The organism is Pseudomonas sp. F9001 (genome assembly GCF_013385435.1).
Lineage (GTDB): Bacteria > Pseudomonadota > Gammaproteobacteria > Pseudomonadales > Pseudomonadaceae > Aquipseudomonas.
This window is the reverse complement of the sequence record NZ_JACAPX010000022.1, coordinates 101,008-117,205: the sequence shown is the minus strand read 5'-3', so window position 1 is coordinate 117,205 and position 16,198 is coordinate 101,008. Positions and strand designations below refer to the sequence as shown.

General features: G+C 60.6%; 13 protein-coding genes. 7 read left to right on the top strand and 6 right to left on the bottom strand.

Annotated features, from left to right (window positions below):
* Nucleotides 1-73 precede the first annotated feature (73 nt).
* Nucleotides 74-865 (bottom strand): crotonase/enoyl-CoA hydratase family protein, encoded by a 792-nt coding sequence (locus tag HX818_RS21445; protein ID WP_177020704.1) that lies wholly within the window; start codon nt 863-865, stop codon nt 74-76.
* A gap of 423 nt (nt 866-1,288) precedes the next feature.
* On the opposite strand from HX818_RS21445, the gene HX818_RS21440 reads away from it, so the two are divergent.
* Nucleotides 1,289-2,962, top strand: a complete 1,674-nt coding sequence (locus tag HX818_RS21440; RefSeq protein WP_003209050.1) for a DEAD/DEAH box helicase — start codon at nt 1,289-1,291, stop codon at nt 2,960-2,962.
* A gap of 69 nt (nt 2,963-3,031) precedes the next feature.
* On the opposite strand, the gene HX818_RS21435 is transcribed toward HX818_RS21440, so the two are convergent.
* Nucleotides 3,032-3,799 carry a class III extradiol ring-cleavage dioxygenase gene (locus tag HX818_RS21435; RefSeq protein WP_102368447.1) on the bottom strand — a complete coding sequence of 256 codons (768 nt, stop codon included), beginning with the start codon at nt 3,797-3,799 and terminating at the stop codon, nt 3,032-3,034.
* Between the two features lie 102 nt (nt 3,800-3,901).
* Between HX818_RS21435 and HX818_RS21430 the strand changes: the two genes are divergently transcribed.
* Nucleotides 3,902-4,558, top strand: a complete 657-nt coding sequence (locus HX818_RS21430; RefSeq protein ID WP_177020703.1) for a thiopurine S-methyltransferase — start codon at nt 3,902-3,904, stop codon at nt 4,556-4,558.
* A 51-nt stretch (nt 4,559-4,609) separates the two neighbouring features.
* Here the strand turns inward: HX818_RS21430 and htpX are convergent, their stop codons facing one another.
* Nucleotides 4,610-5,497, bottom strand: coding sequence for a protease HtpX (gene htpX, locus HX818_RS21425; RefSeq protein WP_003209055.1), 888 nt, complete (start codon nt 5,495-5,497; stop codon nt 4,610-4,612).
* 314 nt (nt 5,498-5,811) lie between these two features.
* Nucleotides 5,812-7,023, bottom strand: a complete 1,212-nt coding sequence (locus tag HX818_RS21420; RefSeq protein WP_003209058.1) for a pyridoxal phosphate-dependent aminotransferase — start codon at nt 7,021-7,023, stop codon at nt 5,812-5,814.
* 202 nt (nt 7,024-7,225) lie between these two features.
* Between HX818_RS21420 and msrB the strand changes: the two genes are divergently transcribed.
* From msrB to HX818_RS21405, 3 genes are all read left to right on the top strand, one after another.
* Complete coding sequence (gene msrB, locus HX818_RS21415) at nt 7,226-7,618, top strand: peptide-methionine (R)-S-oxide reductase MsrB (RefSeq protein WP_134326005.1); 393 nt, start codon at nt 7,226-7,228, stop codon at nt 7,616-7,618.
* Nucleotides 7,619-7,749: 131 nt separating this feature from the next.
* Nucleotides 7,750-8,235 (top strand): glutathione peroxidase, encoded by a 486-nt coding sequence (locus HX818_RS21410; RefSeq protein ID WP_003209061.1) that lies wholly within the window; start codon nt 7,750-7,752, stop codon nt 8,233-8,235.
* Nucleotides 8,232-8,684 carry a MarR family winged helix-turn-helix transcriptional regulator gene (locus HX818_RS21405; protein WP_134326006.1) on the top strand — a complete coding sequence of 151 codons (453 nt, stop codon included), beginning with the start codon at nt 8,232-8,234 and terminating at the stop codon, nt 8,682-8,684. The genes HX818_RS21410 and HX818_RS21405 overlap by 4 nt, the downstream gene beginning before the upstream one ends.
* On the opposite strand, the gene HX818_RS21400 is transcribed toward HX818_RS21405, so the two are convergent.
* Nucleotides 8,668-10,977 (bottom strand): response regulator, encoded by a 2,310-nt coding sequence (locus HX818_RS21400; protein WP_102606006.1) that lies wholly within the window; start codon nt 10,975-10,977, stop codon nt 8,668-8,670. The two genes, HX818_RS21405 and HX818_RS21400, sit on opposite strands and share 17 nt — an antisense overlap.
* A gap of 167 nt (nt 10,978-11,144) precedes the next feature.
* On the opposite strand from HX818_RS21400, the gene HX818_RS21395 reads away from it, so the two are divergent.
* Both HX818_RS21395 and HX818_RS21390 read left to right on the top strand, forming a co-directional pair.
* Nucleotides 11,145-12,035, top strand: a complete 891-nt coding sequence (locus HX818_RS21395; protein ID WP_003209065.1) for an ATP-binding protein — start codon at nt 11,145-11,147, stop codon at nt 12,033-12,035.
* A complete protein-coding gene (locus HX818_RS21390) occupies nt 12,032-12,514 on the top strand; it encodes a GAF domain-containing protein (protein ID WP_003209067.1) in 483 nt (160 codons plus the stop codon). The genes HX818_RS21395 and HX818_RS21390 overlap by 4 nt, the downstream gene beginning before the upstream one ends.
* 44 nt (nt 12,515-12,558) lie before the next feature.
* Here HX818_RS21390 and HX818_RS21385 read toward each other — a convergent pair whose 3' ends face one another.
* Complete coding sequence (locus tag HX818_RS21385) at nt 12,559-16,191, bottom strand: transporter substrate-binding domain-containing protein (protein ID WP_177020702.1); 3,633 nt, start codon at nt 16,189-16,191, stop codon at nt 12,559-12,561.
* Nucleotides 16,192-16,198 lie beyond the last annotated feature (7 nt).

The following is a 16,198-nucleotide window of genomic DNA, read 5'->3' as shown; positions in this document are numbered from 1 at the left end:
CTGTAAGAGCGGAACCAATAGTGGCCGTTACCTAAATAACGGATATGTACCCCGCCCCAAGCCCCCTCCACAATCAACAACCTTTAAAAACCCCAGGCCGCTTCTCGACCATCGCCCGTACACCTTCCTTGGCATCCTCACTATTCAGCAGTTTCTCCACCAAAACGGGCAACCCGGCCGCCGCCGCGGTCTCCCCCTCGATCCGTGCCTGACGCGCCGACATCAGCGTGGCCTGCACCCCCAGCGGCGCCTGCTGGGCAATGCGGTTTGCCAGCGCCACCGCCCGAGGCAACAAATCCTCGCTGGCCATCACCTCCTGCACCAAACCCAATCGCAACGCCTCGTGGGCATCAAACTCATCCCCCGTGAGCAACCAGCGCATGGCATTCCCCCACCCCGCGATCTGATGAAAGCGCAATGTCGCGCCCCCAAAAGGAAAAATCCCGCGCTGCACTTCCATCTGCGCAAACCGGGTATTGCTGGCACACAGATTGATATCCGCCGCCAGCATCAACTCGATACCGATGGTCAGGCAGTACCCCTGAGCCGCAACAATCACCGGCTTACTGACCCTGGGCCCCGCGAAAACGCCCCACGGATCACAACCACCCAACGGCGGTTGCCAGCCTTGTGCCATCGTGGGCCCCACATTGGCCAGGTCCAATCCGGCGGTAAAGTGATCGCCATGCCCGAAGACAATGGCTACCCGCGCTTCCTCATTGCGATCAAATTCGCCATACGCCAGGCTCAAATCATTGAGCAATTCCAGGTCGAACGCATTGCGCTTGGCCACGCGATCCAGCCCCAGCAACAGGATATGACCCTGCTGTTCACGGCTGACGCGGCTGTTGGTGGCTTGGTTCATGGGGTGTGCCCTCGGGCGCAAAGGGAGGTTTCGGACCGAAGGGCCCGCTGTTAAGGGTGAACCGTTTAAGCGTCATGACCAACAGGGCCGGGCCTTTGAAAAATAGACCCTGCTGCCTGGATGCGCAAAGCCTTTGATGCAGAGGCGTTTACCTGCGGTTTGCGATAAAAAAAGCTCCCTTTTTCAGCGATTTCCGGTATAGTGCGCGCCGGCCTTTAACCGGGCCGCGTTTAGGTAGCGCAATTCCCCGAAGTCAGCTTCGGCTGCACGTCCGCACAGCGGACTCTTCCTTGACGAATCTTTTTCATTCATTCGTTTTCGCAAATCCCCGCCGACAAAGCAGCCAGGGCGACTCTTGAGTCTCAACACGGCATGCGCAGCTTTGGAGCATGGGTCTTTGCGGATGCACTTAGAGGCAGACCCATGACCCAGGAAACCGGCGGCTTCGCCGCTTTTAATCTTAACCCGAACATTCTTGCTGCCGTCATCGCGACTGGCTACGAAGAACCTTCGGCTATTCAGCAGCAATCGATCCCGATCATCATGGCCGGCCAAGACATGATTGGCCAAGCGCAAACCGGTACCGGTAAAACCGCCGCGTTCGCCCTGCCAATCCTGCACTGCATCGATCCTGCCAAGCGCGAGCCGCAAGCCCTGATCCTGGCGCCAACCCGTGAGTTGGCGCTGCAAGTAGCAACTGCTTTCGAAACCTACGCCAAGCAAATGCCGGGCGTTACCGTTGTGGCCGTTTACGGCGGCGCGCCTATGGGCCCACAACTGAAAGCAATCCGTAACGGCGCACAGATCGTTGTCGCCACTCCGGGCCGTCTGTGCGACCACCTGCGTCGCGACGAAAAAGTGCTGTCGACCGTGAACCACCTGGTTCTGGACGAAGCTGACGAAATGCTCAAGCTGGGCTTCATGGACGACCTGGAAGTCATCTTCAAGGCACTGCCAGCAACCCGTCAGACCGTACTGTTCTCGGCTACCCTGCCACAGTCGATCCGTGCCATTGCCGAACGCCATCTGCGCGATCCGCAACACGTGAAGATCCAGACCAAGACTCAGACCGTTACCGCGATCGAACAGGCTCACCTGTTGGTTCACGCTGACCAGAAGACCTCGGCTGTATTGAGCCTGCTGGAAGTCGAAGACTTCGACGCCCTGATCATGTTCGTGCGCACCAAGCAAGCGACCCTGGACCTGGCCAGCGCCCTGGAAGCCAAAGGCTACAAAGCCGCTGCGCTGAACGGTGACATTGCCCAGAACCAGCGTGAGCGCGTGATCGACTCCCTCAAGGATGGCCGTCTGGACATCGTTGTGGCGACCGACGTTGCTGCCCGTGGCCTCGACGTTCCACGTATCACCCACGTGTTCAACGTTGACATGCCTTACGATCCAGAGTCCTACGTTCACCGTATCGGCCGTACCGGCCGTGCTGGTCGCGAAGGTCGTGCATTGCTGCTGGTGACTCCACGTGAGCGCCGCATGCTGCAAGTGATCGAGCGTGTAACCGGTCAGAAAGTTGCCGAAGTCCGCCTGCCGGATGCCCAGGCCGTTCTCGATGCGCGCATCAAGAAACTGACCAACAGCCTGTCGCCACTGGTGGCTGATGCTGAATCGACCCACGGCGATCTGCTGGACCGCCTGACTGCCGATATCGGTTGCACCCCGCGTGCCCTGGCTGCAGCCCTGCTGCGCAAGGCTACCAACGGTCAGGCCCTGACCCTGGCTGCCATCGAGAAAGAACGTCCACTGGTGCCGAACAACGCTCCGCGCGGTGATCGTCCAGAGCGTACTGGCGACCGTCCGGACCGTGGTGATCGTGAGCGTCGTGCTCCGGTTCCATTGGCTGAAGGCCGTGCTCGCTGCCGTACTGCGCTGGGCGCGCGTGATGGCATCGCTGCCAAGAACCTGCTGGGCGCTATCCTCAACGAGGGTGGCCTGGCACGTGAAGCAATCGGTCGCATCCAGGTGCGTGACAGCTTCTCCCTGGTGGAGCTGCCGGAAGATGGTCTGGAGAAACTCCTGACCAAGCTGAAGGACACCCGCGTTGCCGGTAAGCAGTTGAAGCTGCGTCGCTACCGCGAAGATTGATCCGCCCCCGGGCTGATTGATCGAACATAAAAAATCCCCGACTGGTTCGGGGATTTTTTTTGCCTGCAATCAGGCGAAACGGTAGATGTCCATGCCCAGCGCGCCCATGGTGAAGCCTTGGTGGGCTGCGCTGAATTCACCGCCGGCGCCCCGGGCGAAATACAGTGGCAGCAAATGCTCGTCGCTGGGGTGGCTGCGCACGGCATGAGGTGCCTGGCGACGATAGTCGTGCAGCGCGGCTTCATCGTTGGCTGCCAGTTTGCTGACCATCCAATCGCGAAAATCCCGCGCCCAGGGCTCGATGCTCTCCGGCCCGGCCTGCCAGTCCAGTTCGCCGAGGTTGTGGGTAATGCTGCCGGAGCCGATCAGCAGCACGCCCTGTTCCCGCAGGCTCGCCAGTGCGTGGCCGACACGGGTTTGCAGGGCAGGGCCCATGCGGCTTGGCAGCGATACCTGCACCACCGGGATATCGGCCGCCGGGTACATCAGCGACAGGGGCACCCAGGTGCCGTGGTCGAAGGGGCGCTGATCATCAATGCGCGCTTCCAGGCCGTCAGCCTTGAGCAACTGCACGATTTGGGCGGCCAACTGCGGGTCACCGGGGGCCGGGTACTGCACCGCGAACAGTTCCCGTGGGAAGCCGCCAAAATCGTGCCAGGTCTCTGGTGCGGCGCTGCCAGTCACGAGCAGCCCCTGGCTTTCCCAGTGCGCCGAGACCACCACAATGGCCTTGGGGCGTGGCAGCTCGGCTGCCAGGCGCTTGAGTGCCGGGCCACTGGCACCGGGTTGCAGGGCAAGCATGGGCGAACCGTGGGAGATAAACAGGCTGGGCAGCATGAGTAGGGTCCTGAGGGTTAAGATGGGACCATCTTCAATCAGATCATTGATCTAAATCTAATATAAGTTTTAGCGCTATTTGATCAAGTTTTAGGGTGAATCATGGAACCTGGATTTTGGCATGAGCGTTGGGCGCGCAATCAGACGGGTTTCCACTTGCCCGAAGTGAATCCTTACCTGCTGCGTCACTGGCCCGGCCTGGGCGTGGCGAACGGGGCGCAGGTGCTGGTGCCGTTGTGCGGCAAGAGCCTGGACCTGGTGTGGCTGGCGAGCGTCGGGCATCGGGTGATCGGGGTCGAGTTGTCGGAAAAGGCCGTTGAAGAGTTTTTCAGCGAGCAGGAGCTGATGCCGCAGGTCAGCCAGCGCGGTGTTTTCAAAGTCTTCCAGGCGGGTTTCATCGAGCTGTGGTGCGGGGATTTCTTCGCCCTGGATGCCGGGGCCGTGGTTGGTTGCACAGCGCTTTACGACCGGGCGGCGCTGATTGCCCTGCCACCGTTGATGCGCGAGCAGTATGCGGCGCACTTGAATGGGATTCTGGCGGGAGGCAGTCGTGGCCTGTTGATCACCCTCGACTATGAACAATCGCAGAAGGCCGGCCCGCCGTTCGCGGTGAGCGATGAGGAAGTGCAATTGCTCCTGGGCGGCCGGTGGAGCCTGGATGTGCTGCAGGAGCAGGACATCCTGGGGGACAGCTGGAAGTTTGTTCAGGACGGCGTCACGCGCCTGGACGAGCGGGTGTACCGGTTGGCCAGGCGCTGAAGAGCGCCCACAAAAAAGGGGCGATTGAATCGCCCCTTCTTCTTGTCGCTGTCAGCCGCGACGACGCAGTGCGTCAATTCGCTCTTCCAGTGGCGGGTGGCTCATGAACAGGCGAGCCATGCCCTGCTTGATGCCACCGTTGATGCCAAAGGCGGTCAGGGTGTTCGGCATGTGCACCGGCAAGCCCTGTTCGGAGCGCAGGTGCTGCAAGGCGCTGATCATCGCGCCGGTACCGGCCAGGCGTGCGCCGGCTTCGTCTGCGCGGAATTCCCGTTTGCGCGAGAACCACATCACGATCGAGCTGGCGAGGAAGCCCAGTACCAGTTCGGCGAAGATGGTCGCCACGTAGTAGGCCATGCCCTGGCCCTGTTCGTTCTTGAAGATCACCTTGTCGACGAAGTTGCCGATGATCCGCGCGAAGAACATCACGAAGGTGTTCACCACGCCCTGGACCAGCGCCAGGGTGACCATGTCACCGTTGGCCACGTGGCCGATCTCGTGGGCCAGCACCGCCTTGATTTCGTCGGGCGAGAACCGCTCCAGCAAGCCCTGGCTGACGGCCACAAGGGCGTCGTTCTTGTTCCAGCCGGTAGCAAAGGCGTTTGCTTCATAGGCCGGGAAGATCCCGACTTCAGGCATCTTGATCCCGGCTTCGCGGGACAGTTGCTCGACGGTCTGCAGCAGCCATTGCTCATGACGGGTGCGTGGCTGGGTAATGATCTGGGTGCTGGTGCTCATCTTCGCCATCCACTTGGAGATGAACAGCGAGAAAATCGACCCGGCAAAACCAAAGACCGCACAGAAGATCAGCAGCTGATTGAGGTTCAGATCAACCCCGTTGGCCGCCATGATCCCATTGAAGCCGAAAAGGCTCAGCGTGATGCTGGCAATCAGCACGACCGCCAGGTTAGTGGCCAAGAACAGCAGAATGCGCATCATGGTTGTAGAATTCTCCTCATGCTTAATATGTCGCGTACTGCGGGGTATATAAGGTGCGGCATGGGGCTATTCAACCGGGGGACTATTTCAAACTGTGTCCTACAGCCTGAATGTAGAGCCTTGAAGGGAATTTCCGAGGCCTGGTGTGGCTCGGCAGCCTCGCCCCATTACCTTGCAGCCCTGTAATTATAGGGTGATGCCCGAGCAAGGGTGGAGCCGGCAGGTGTAAAAGGCGATACCGCCCGCGCAGGGCAGAGAAGTGTTGCCAGATAATCGCTGTACGACCACGGGTGGGCCGCACAGCGCAATGCCCATTACTGGCGATAGGACTTCAGGAAGTTGCCGATGCGACCGATGGCCATCTCCAGGTCATCCACCCGCGGCAGGGTGACCACCCGGAAGTGATCCGGCCACGGCCAGTTGAACGCCGTACCCTGGACCACCAGCAGCTTTTCCGACAGCAGCAGGTCGAGCACGAACTTCTCGTCGTTGAGGATCGGGCACACTTTCGGGTCGATCCGCGGGAACGCATACAGCGCCCCCATCGGCTTGACGCAACTGACGCCGGGAATCGCGTTCAGCAGTTCCCAGGTGCGGTTGCGCTGCTCCAGCAGGCGGCCTTGTGGCAGCACCAGGTCGTTGATGCTCTGGTAGCCGCCCAGTGCGGTCTGGATGGCGTGCTGGCTCGGCACGTTGGCACACAGGCGCATGTTGGCCAGCATGTCGATGCCCTCGATGTAGCTCTGGGCATTGTGCTTGGGGCCGGAAATGGCGATCCAGCCGGAACGGAAGCCCGCCACCCGGTAGGATTTAGACAGCCCGTTGAAGGTCAGGCACAACAGGTCCGGCGCCAGGGAGGCGGTGCAGATGTGCACGGCGTCGTCGTAGAGGATCTTGTCGTAGATCTCATCGGAAAACACCACCAGGTTGTGCTGGCGCGCGAGTTCGAGCATGCCCAGCAACACTTCCCTGGAGTAGACGGCGCCGGTGGGGTTGTTCGGGTTGATGATCACCAGGGCCTTGGTGTTCGGGGTGATCTTGGCCTTGATGTCGGCCAGGTCCGGGAACCAGTCGGCGCCTTCATCACACAGGTAATGCACCGGATGGCCACCGGCCAGGGTTACGGCGGCGGTCCACAGCGGGTAGTCGGGAGCCGGAACGAGTACTTCGTCGCCGTTGTTGAGCAGGGCCTGCATGGACATGACGATCAGCTCGGACACGCCGTTGCCCAGGTAGATGTCTTCGATGCCGACACCTTCAACCTGCTTCTGCTGGTAGTACTGCATGACGGCCTTGCGCGCGCTGAACAGGCCTTTGGAGTCGCTGTAGCCCTGGGCGGTAGGCAGGTTGCGGATCACGTCCTGGAGGATTTCGTCCGGCGCTTCGAAACCAAAGGGTGCCGGGTTGCCAATGTTCAGCTTGAGGATGCGATGGCCTTCCTCTTCCAGGCGTTTGGCGTGCTTGAGCACCGGGCCGCGAATGTCGTAGCAGACGTTGGCGAGCTTGTTCGATTTGCTGACCTGCATGGCGATGTGATCCTGAAAATGAACGATCCAGACGGTGTGAAGACTACCGTGCTGAGAATCCTGCGTTGGCCTGACCCATAAATACGTTTGAATGCCGGTAACGCGGGTGCCAGACTGGCGCTTTGAAGAGGCGCAATCATACGTGCCGCCTGATCCATGGAAAAGACACAGATCAGGCTTTTTCAGTTGCCGAGGTGTACCGATGGAAAAGTTGCAGAAAACCGTTGAAGAATGGAAAGCCATGCTCGACCCGGAGCAGTACAACGTGTGCCGCCTCAAAGGCACCGAGCGACCGTTCAGCGGCAAGTACAACGGCACCAAGACCGACGGCGTCTACCACTGCATCTGCTGCAATGAGCCGCTGTTCGATTCCAGGGCCAAGTTTGACTCCGGCTGCGGCTGGCCCAGCTTCTACGAGCCGATCGCCAAGCAGGCCATGGTCGAGATCCGGGACGTCAGCCACGGCATGATCCGCACCGAAGTCACCTGCGCCAAGTGCGATGCGCACCTGGGCCACGTGTTCCCGGACGGACCGCCACCGACCGGTTTGCGTTACTGCATCAACTCGGTGTGCCTGGACCTGGTACCGCGCTGAGCCGTCAGGCTCCTGCGGGCTTCGTGCCCGCAGGAGCCGTTATATCAAGGCATAAGTCCCGCCAATTAAATTGCACACAATTGAATTGCCTACTATCGTTCAGTCCTTCTTATCTTTGTAGAGGCACTGCCATGAGCGACAACCTGCTGAGCATCCCTTGCACCACCATCAAGGGTGAGCAAAAGACCTTGGCCGATTTCGCCGGCAAGGCGATTCTGGTGGTCAACACTGCCAGCAAGTGCGGCTTCACCCCGCAATACAAGGGGCTTGAAGAACTCTGGCAGCATTACAAGGACCAGGGCCTGGTGGTATTGGGCTTTCCCTGCAACCAGTTCGGCAAGCAGGAGCCGGGCAACGAAGGCGCCATTTCGGAGTTTTGCGAGCTGAACTTTGGTGTCAGTTTCCCGCTGTTCAAGAAGATTGACGTCAACGGCAGCGATGCCCACCCATTGTTCGTACAGCTTAAAAAGCAGGCCCCGGGATTGCTGGGCTCCAAGGGCATCAAGTGGAACTTCACCAAGTTCCTGATCGGTCGCGACGGCCAGGTGGTCAAGCGCTTCGCCCCGACCACCAAGCCCCAGGACCTGACCCAAGAGATCGAAGCCCTGCTCAAATGACCGACCTGTCCCTGGCCCTCGACGACCAACTGTGCTTCAAGCTCTACGCCGCCTCCCGCGCAGTCACCCGGGCCTACAAGCCGATGCTCGATCAGTTGGGCCTGACCTATCCGCAATACCTGGTGATGCTGGTGCTGTGGGAATGGCAGGCTGCAGTGGTGTCGCAGCCTACGGTCAAGGCCCTGGGCGAGCGCCTGCTGCTGGATTCCGGCACGCTGACGCCACTGCTCAAGCGCCTGGAGCAGCTTACCCTGGTGCGGCGTCAGCGCAGTGCGCTGGATGAGCGTGAAGTGCACCTGAGCCTGACCGATGAAGGCCGGCACCTGCGCGACCGGGTGCAGCCGCTGAAGGCCCGCCTGTTGTGTGACAGCGGCGTTGACCTGAACCAGGCCGATGCCTTGCGTGACGGTCTGGATCAGCTGTTGCGCCAGATCAAAGACTTGTCGTAGTCGGCACCCACAGATCGAGCAAGGCCTTGAGTTCTTCCCGGCGAAACGGCTTTGCCAGGTAATCGTTCATGCCCGCAGCCCGGCAGCGCTCGCGTTCCTCGGACATGGCATTGGCCGTCAAGGCGACGATCGGCAAGTCCGGCCAGCGCCCGCTGCGGCGGATCTGCCGACTGGCCTCATAGCCATCCATCACCGGCATATTGCAGTCCATCAACACCATGTCGAAGCCTTGCTCTTCCAGCAGCTTGAGGGCTTCACCACCGTGGGCGGCGACGATCACCTCGCACCCGAGCTTGCCGAGCATGCCCTTGGCCACCAGTTGATTGACCGGGTTGTCCTCCACCAGCAGGATGCGCGCCCGGTGGGCGAGGGGGCCGGTTTCCAGCTGGATCAGGTCCAGGACCAGGTCCGGATCGGTGCGCAAGTTGCGTTGCAGGACCTGGTACAGCGCGGTGCGGCTCAGGGGGCGGGCCTGTTGCTGCAAGGGGGCCAGGGCCGCGACTTCTTCGCTGGGCATGAAGTTGCCGTAGGCGGTTACCACCAGGATCGGGGCGGTGATCATCGGGCGCAGGCGGAACAGGCATTCGGGGCAGTCGGTGATCAGCAGGTCGGGATTCTGCCCGCTCAAGTCATCGTCGATGGAATAACAGCGCGGAGCCAGGCCCCAACTCGGCAGCAGGCTGGTGAGGAGTTCTGCCAGCCCGCTGCTGGTGCTGGTGATGGCGATTACATCTCCAGCCAAAGGCGCCAGGCGCACCGCCGGCAAGTGGGTCGGCAAGGGCAGGTCGGCACAGAACTGGCTGCCAAAGCCAGCTTCCGAGCTGATGCTCAGGCGGCCCTTCATGGCTTCGCACAGGTTGTGGGTCAGCGCCAGGCCCAGGCCTGTCCCGCCGAACTGGCGGGTGATGCCCGCACCGGCTTGGGTGAACGGCTGGAAAATCTTGACCTGGGCATCCTGGGCGATCCCGATACCGGTGTCGCACACCTCGATCCTGACCCGGCCGGCCTGGGCACTGAGGCGTACATCCACCCGGCCGAAACGTGTGAACTTCAGGGCGTTGGACAGCAAATTGCTGACAATCTGCCGTACCCGCGTCGGGTCGCCCAGCACCTGGGCGGGAAACTGCGGGTCGATCAGGCACGTCAGCTCCACGCTGGGCGCGGCGTTTTGCGAGAGCAGGTTGGCGGTGTCTTCCACCAGTGAACCGAGGTCGAACGGGATGCTTTCCAGTTCCAGTTGGCCGGCGTCGAACTTCGACAGGTCGAGGATATCGTTGAGTAGCTCCACCAGTACTTTGCCGGAGTCATGGGCGATCGACAGTTGCTGGCGTTGCTCGGCGTTCAGCGGGCTGTCGAGGGAGAGGGCGATCATCCCCAGCAGGCCGTTCAGCGGTGTACGGATTTCATGGCTCATGTTGGCCAGGAACGCCGCCCGTGCCTGGGCCATGCCCAGGGCCGTCATCTTCGCCGCTTCCAGCTCGTCGTTCGACAGCGTCAACCGATGATTGATCGCCTTGAGCTCGGTGGTGCGGGCGGAGACGATGTCTTCCAGTTGGCCGAGGTATTCGGTCAGGCGATTTTCAGCATGCCGGCGTTGCTGGATTTCAGTCTCCATGTTTTCAAACTGTTGGTTGGCGACGTTGACCAGTACGCCGATCTCGTCGTGCTCGTGCCCCGGCGGGCAGTCCAGGCGCTCGTGCTTGCGTGAGCTCAGCTCGCGGATAATGCGCACCAGCGGCTTGGTCAGCATCACGTAGAAAAGCGCCAACAGAATGCCGGTGAGGATCAGGCTGCGGGCGAAGCCGTTGAGCAGGGTGATCTCGGCGCGGTGCAGGAAGCGGCTGCCGAACGCGTAGGTGTCTACGTCAAGACGCAGTACACCGAGGGAATCATTGGGCATGTGGGTGAGGTACAGCCGGTCTTCGAATTGGCGGTTGGCGCCAAACAGGAAGTCGCTGATGGGCCGGTAGGTGCTTTCCTTGCGCGGACGATGGACATCGGCCAGGACCAAACCGTTGTTGTCGACCAGTTGTGCATGGGTGATGGCGGGGGAGTGCAGCAGGCCCAGCGTCAGTTCCTGGGCCAGCTCGGCGTCGATGTTGTAGGCGATGCGCGAAGCCGGGTTATGGCTGATTTCAATCAGCGCACGTATTTCCCGGTTGATGGAAGCGTCTTCGCTGGCATAATCAATCCCAATCTGTATCAGGCTGAGCAAGGTTCCCAAGACGAATCCGACCAGCACTGTCAGTCTGGCTTGTTTATAAGACAAGCGGTGGGCGAACTTGATATCCATCGGGTGCTGTACCACTTTACGTTTCCTTTCGCCCGGCAAGCATAGCTGAACATCCACAGGCTCAAACTTGCCCGGCACGAATCGATTTTATTCGGTGCAGCCCTGCACGGTCTGCCTCAGGGTTGCCAATACGCCATCTTTTACAAGAACTTGCCAGAGGAATAGTCGTGGATTCTCGATTGAATGCCTTTCTTGAGCGTGCCGACGCGGTACTGGCTCGCCTGGAGCCCTTGTTGCCTGCCCCGCGTGAAGCCGTTGACTGGAACCATTGCCTGGCTGCCCGTTGGCAGCGCGAAGGTCGCAGCGGCTTTTTATTGCCACTGGAAGTCAGCCTGGATATGCGCCTGTCCGACCTGATCGGCGTGGATAAACAGCGCGAACAATTGGCCCGTAACACCCAACAGTTTCTCGACGGCCTGCCGGCCAACCATGCGCTGCTCTGGGGCTCGCGCGGCACCGGTAAATCGTCCATGGTGCGCGCCTTGCTGGCCCAGCACGCCAAGGCCGGGCTGCGCCTGATCGAGATCGAGCGCGATCACCTGGCGGACCTGCCGCGGGTGGTCGAGCAACTGATCAAATTGCCACAACGCTTTGTGTTGTTCTGCGATGACCTGTCTTTCGAAGCCGGCGAGAGCGATTATCGTGTGCTCAAGAGCGTACTCGACGGCTCCCTGGAGCAGGCGCCGGAAAACGTCCTGTTGTATGCCACCTCCAATCGTCGTCACCTGGTGCCCGAGAACCAGAGCGATAACGAGAACTGGAAGACCATAGACGGCGAGCTGCATCCCAACGAAGCGGTGGAGGACAAGATTGCCCTGTCTGACCGTTTCGGTTTGTGGCTGTCGTTTTACCCGTTCAATCAGGAGCACTTCCTGGATGTGGTCGAGCACTGGATCGGTGAGTTGGCGAGCAAGGCCGGTCTGCAGTGGCAACGCGATGAAGAGTTGGACATCCTCGCCGTGCGCTGGGCCACCGGGCGCGGTAATCGCAACGGCCGTTGTGCCTATCAGTTCGCCCGCTACTGGGTGGGCCTCAAGTTGTTGGAGCGTCAACCATGATTGATTTGCAACAGGCTGGAACCGGCCTTGATGGCTACGCCATGCTGCATGCGCAGCTGGAATCGCTGTTGGCGGATGAGCGGGATTTCATTGCCAATGCCGCGCAGTTTTCTGCGTTCCTGTTCAACCAGCTGGATGATTTGAACTGGGCAGGCTTCTACCTCAACCGCAATGAAGAGCTGGTGCTCGGGCCGTTCCAGGGGCAGATCGCCTGTGTGCGCATTCCGTTCGGTCGCGGTGTGTGCGGCGCGGCAGCGGCCTCGCGGCAAACCCAGCGGGTGGAAGACGTGCATGCATTCCCGGGGCATATCGCCTGTGACAGTGCGTCCAACAGCGAGTTGGTCGTCCCGTTGGTCAAGGACGGGCGCTTGATTGGTGTGCTGGATTTGGACAGCCCATCGCTGTCGCGGTTTACCCCGCAGGATCAGGCCGGCATCGAGCAGTTGGCGGCGATTTTCCTGCGGTTGACCGATTGTTGATGGGGTGAGTCTCCTGCAGGAGCGAGCAAGCTCGCTCCTGCAGACTATCGACAGTCCAGCACGTCCAGTTGCATCTGCAGCATCCTTTCCAGCTCAAGCATGGATTTCTCTATTGCCTTGATGCCCGCCTCGATAACGTGTGGTGTCTCGCGTTCGCCACACGCCTGCTCCAACGCTTCGCATTGTCCGGACAAGGTATCGGCCTGGATGATCCGGGCGGCGCCCTTGATCTTGTGGGCCTGGTCGATCAGGTCGCCGGGCGCGGCTTGCCGTGCCAGCATGGCCATCAGCTCGACCCGATCATTCCGGCTGCTGCTGAGCAACTCCTCGAGCAAACGCCGGCTCAACTGTGGGTCACCGCCCGTCATCGCGTCCAGGCTTTGCAGGGTAAACACGTTGCGGGTGGGCAGCGGATCGACCTGCGCCAGGTGCTGTTCCAGCGCAGTAAGACTGATGGGTTTGAACAGGCAGTCATTCATGCCGGCGTCGAAGCAGCGTTGTTTCTCCTCGGGCTGCGCGTTGGCGGTGAAGCCGAGTATCACGCACGGGGTTTTCTGCTCGCGCTCCTCATACTCGCGAATGGAGTGACTCAATTCGTAGCCGTTCATGATCGGCATATTGCAGTCGGCAATGACCAGGTCGAAGTGTTCCTGGCGCCAGGCCTGGAACCCCGCAGCACCATGATGGGCCGCGGTGAACTGATGCCCCAGGAAACCCAGTTGCTGGCACATCAGCAAGCGGTTGGCCGGATGGTCATCCACCACCAGCACGTTGAGCACTGGCGCCGGCGTGGCCGCGGCCGGTTCGAGCTTGTCTACGGCCTTGACCGGCGGCAGGCTGGTCATCTTCAGGCTGACGTGGACCTGGGTGCCTACCATGGGCACGCTGCTCAGGCTCAATTGCCCGCCCATCATGGCGCACAGGCTGCGACAGATCACCAGGCCCAGGCCGGCGCCGCTCCTGGCCAGGTGCCCGGAGTTGTCTGCCTGGGCGAACGGCTCGAACAGGCGTAGCTGGTCTTCGCGATTGATCCCGATGCCGGTGTCCTCCACTACCAGTTTCATCTCGATCTGTTGAGGTTGCCCGGTCGCCTTCAGCTGCACCTTGATCTTCACCTGCCCGCGTTCAGTGAACTTGATCGCATTGCTCACCAGGTTCGAGAGCACCTGCTTGAACCGCAGAGGGTCGATCAGTACGTCGGTATCCTCGACATCGGGGGTGAACTCCAGCACCAGGCTCAGGGTTTTCTGGCGCGCCAGGCCATCGAACACGCGGACCACCGACTCGATGACTTCGCGCAGGTTGACCCGCTCCGGGGCCAGGCTCAATCGACCGGACTCGATACGTGCAATGTCCAGAATGTCGCCGATCAACTCCAGCAGGTCCTTGGCCGAGTTGTAGGCGACCTCGATCGCAGGGCGATCGAGATGTCCCTGATCGGCGCGCTTGAGTGTCAATTCCAGCATGCCAATGACGGCGTTCATCGGCGTGCGGATTTCGTGGCTCATGGTGGCCAGGAACGTACTTTTCGCGCGATTGGCCTCGTCGGCGCGTTCCTTGGCGGCGCGCAGTTCGTCGAACAACTGGCGCCGTTCGCTGATATCGATCCAGCCGCCAATGATGCCCTGGACCTCGCCCACGGAGTCGCGGTAGGGGAGGATCCAGTGGTAGATCGTGAGTTTTTTCCCGTGCACGTGCAGGGTGCGATCAAGGATCAACGGTTTACCCTCGGCCACTACCCGCTGGTAGTCGGCATGGTACTGCGCCGCCTCCGTCTCAAGGGCCATGCTCATCTGCGTGATGCTTTTGCCGATGACGTCTTCACGCTTGATGTCGAACGTCTGCAGGTAGCTGTCGTTGCAGGTCTGCAGATAGCCGTTGTGGTCGCGTACGTAGATCGGATGGGGCGTTTCATTGACCAGCGCCCGCATGAACTCGAACTGGTCGTTAAGGGCGCGCTCGGCCAGTTTTCGGTGCTTGATCTGGCGCTGCAGGTAGCCGTTCCAGGCCAGGGAAATCAACAGCAGCAGCTCGGTGCCGATGATGATCTGGGCAATCAGGCGATGGTAATTGCGCCAGTAGCCATCGGACGCTGCGTTGTAGCCGCGCCAGCGGCTGTTGATCGCCGCCATCTCATCCGGGGCGATACTCAGCAGTGCCTTGTCCAGGATCGAACTCAGCTCCGTGGCGTGCCGGGACGTCGCCAGGGCAAACGTCGCAGGCAACGTGCCGATGCTGGAACTGATCTGCAGTTTGTCCTGGAATGCCGGAGAAGAAAGCAGGTAGTTGGCGATCACCAAAGGGTTCACTGCGCCGTCGACTTGCCCCTGTGCCAGCAATTCCGATGCCTTGAAGGTATCCCCGGTTTCCACCAGGTTTATCTGGGCAAATGCCTGCTGCAGGAATTTTTCCAGCTGATTGCCCTGGGTAATCGCCAGGCGCTTGCCGGCCAGTTCTTGAAGGCTTGTGGGCGCGCCCGGCTCTTTACGGGTCAGTAATACGTAGGAGTTTTCCAGGTAGGGGCGGCTGAAGTTCAACTGGGACTCGCGCCCGGTACTGGGGGTAATTGCGCCGATGATGTCGGCTGCGCCGGTCTGCACCAGTTGCATCATGTTGGCGACGTCACGCACGTGTTGAATCTCGAAGCGCAGGCCGGTTCGCAGGCGGATCAGCTCCAGCACGTCGGCGGTGACGCCCCGGAACTTGCCGTCGGTATCAAAGAACGTCAGGGGGGCGAGGGTTTCATTGACCACCACCTTCACCACGGGGTTGTCCTTGAGCCAGCGCTCTTCGCGCAGGCTCAGTTGCAGCTTGCGGTCGGTCAGCAGAATGTCGCTGCCCGCACTCCAGCGCTTGGCGATGCTGTCACGTTCATAGGTTGATACGCCATCGAGCACTGAGTCGATGATACTCAGGAGAATGGGTTGATCCTTGCGCAAGGCGAAGCTGAACCCGTGGGCCTCGTGCTTGCCGAAGTTGGCCATGCGGATATTTTTCAGGTAGCCCTTGTTGATCATGTAGTGAGTGGAAATGGTGTCGCCCAGGAATACGTCAGCCTGGTCGAATGCCACGGCATTCAAGGCATTTTGATAGGACGGGTAGGCGTGGATGGTCGCCTTGGGGTACAGCGCCTGCACTTCGTCCATGGGCAGGTAATGGTAGACAAGACTCAGGCGCAGACCGGCCAGGCCGTCGCCAAGGTCGCGGTTCTCACCTTCACGGGTCACCAGTACCGGCTGATCCACTGCGTAGGGCAGTGACAGGACGATGTCGGGATTCGCCGCTTCAAAACCGTTGGCAGACCCCAGAAAATCGATTTCGCCGTTTGCCAGCGCCTGGATCGCGGCTTCACGGGAGGAGTAGCGCAACACGGTGAGCGGTATCGCCAGTGTCCTGGCCAGCAGCCCGGCGTAATCGGCAGTCAGCCCTTCATAATCACGCCCGCTGGAGGTGATGTCGAAGGGCGGATAGTCGGGTGCAGAGGTGCCCAGTATCAGTTCCCGTTTGTTCTGCAGCCACTGGCGCTGTGTCTTGTTCAGGGGGGTGTCCAGTTGAACGGCACCGGCACGCCCCAGCAGGGCATATTGCTCGGGAACAGTTTGTTCGGCAGGCACGGAAGTGCTGAGGCACACCCCGATACTCAATATGATTAGATAGTCCTTTAATCGCCTGGGCATCCGATTT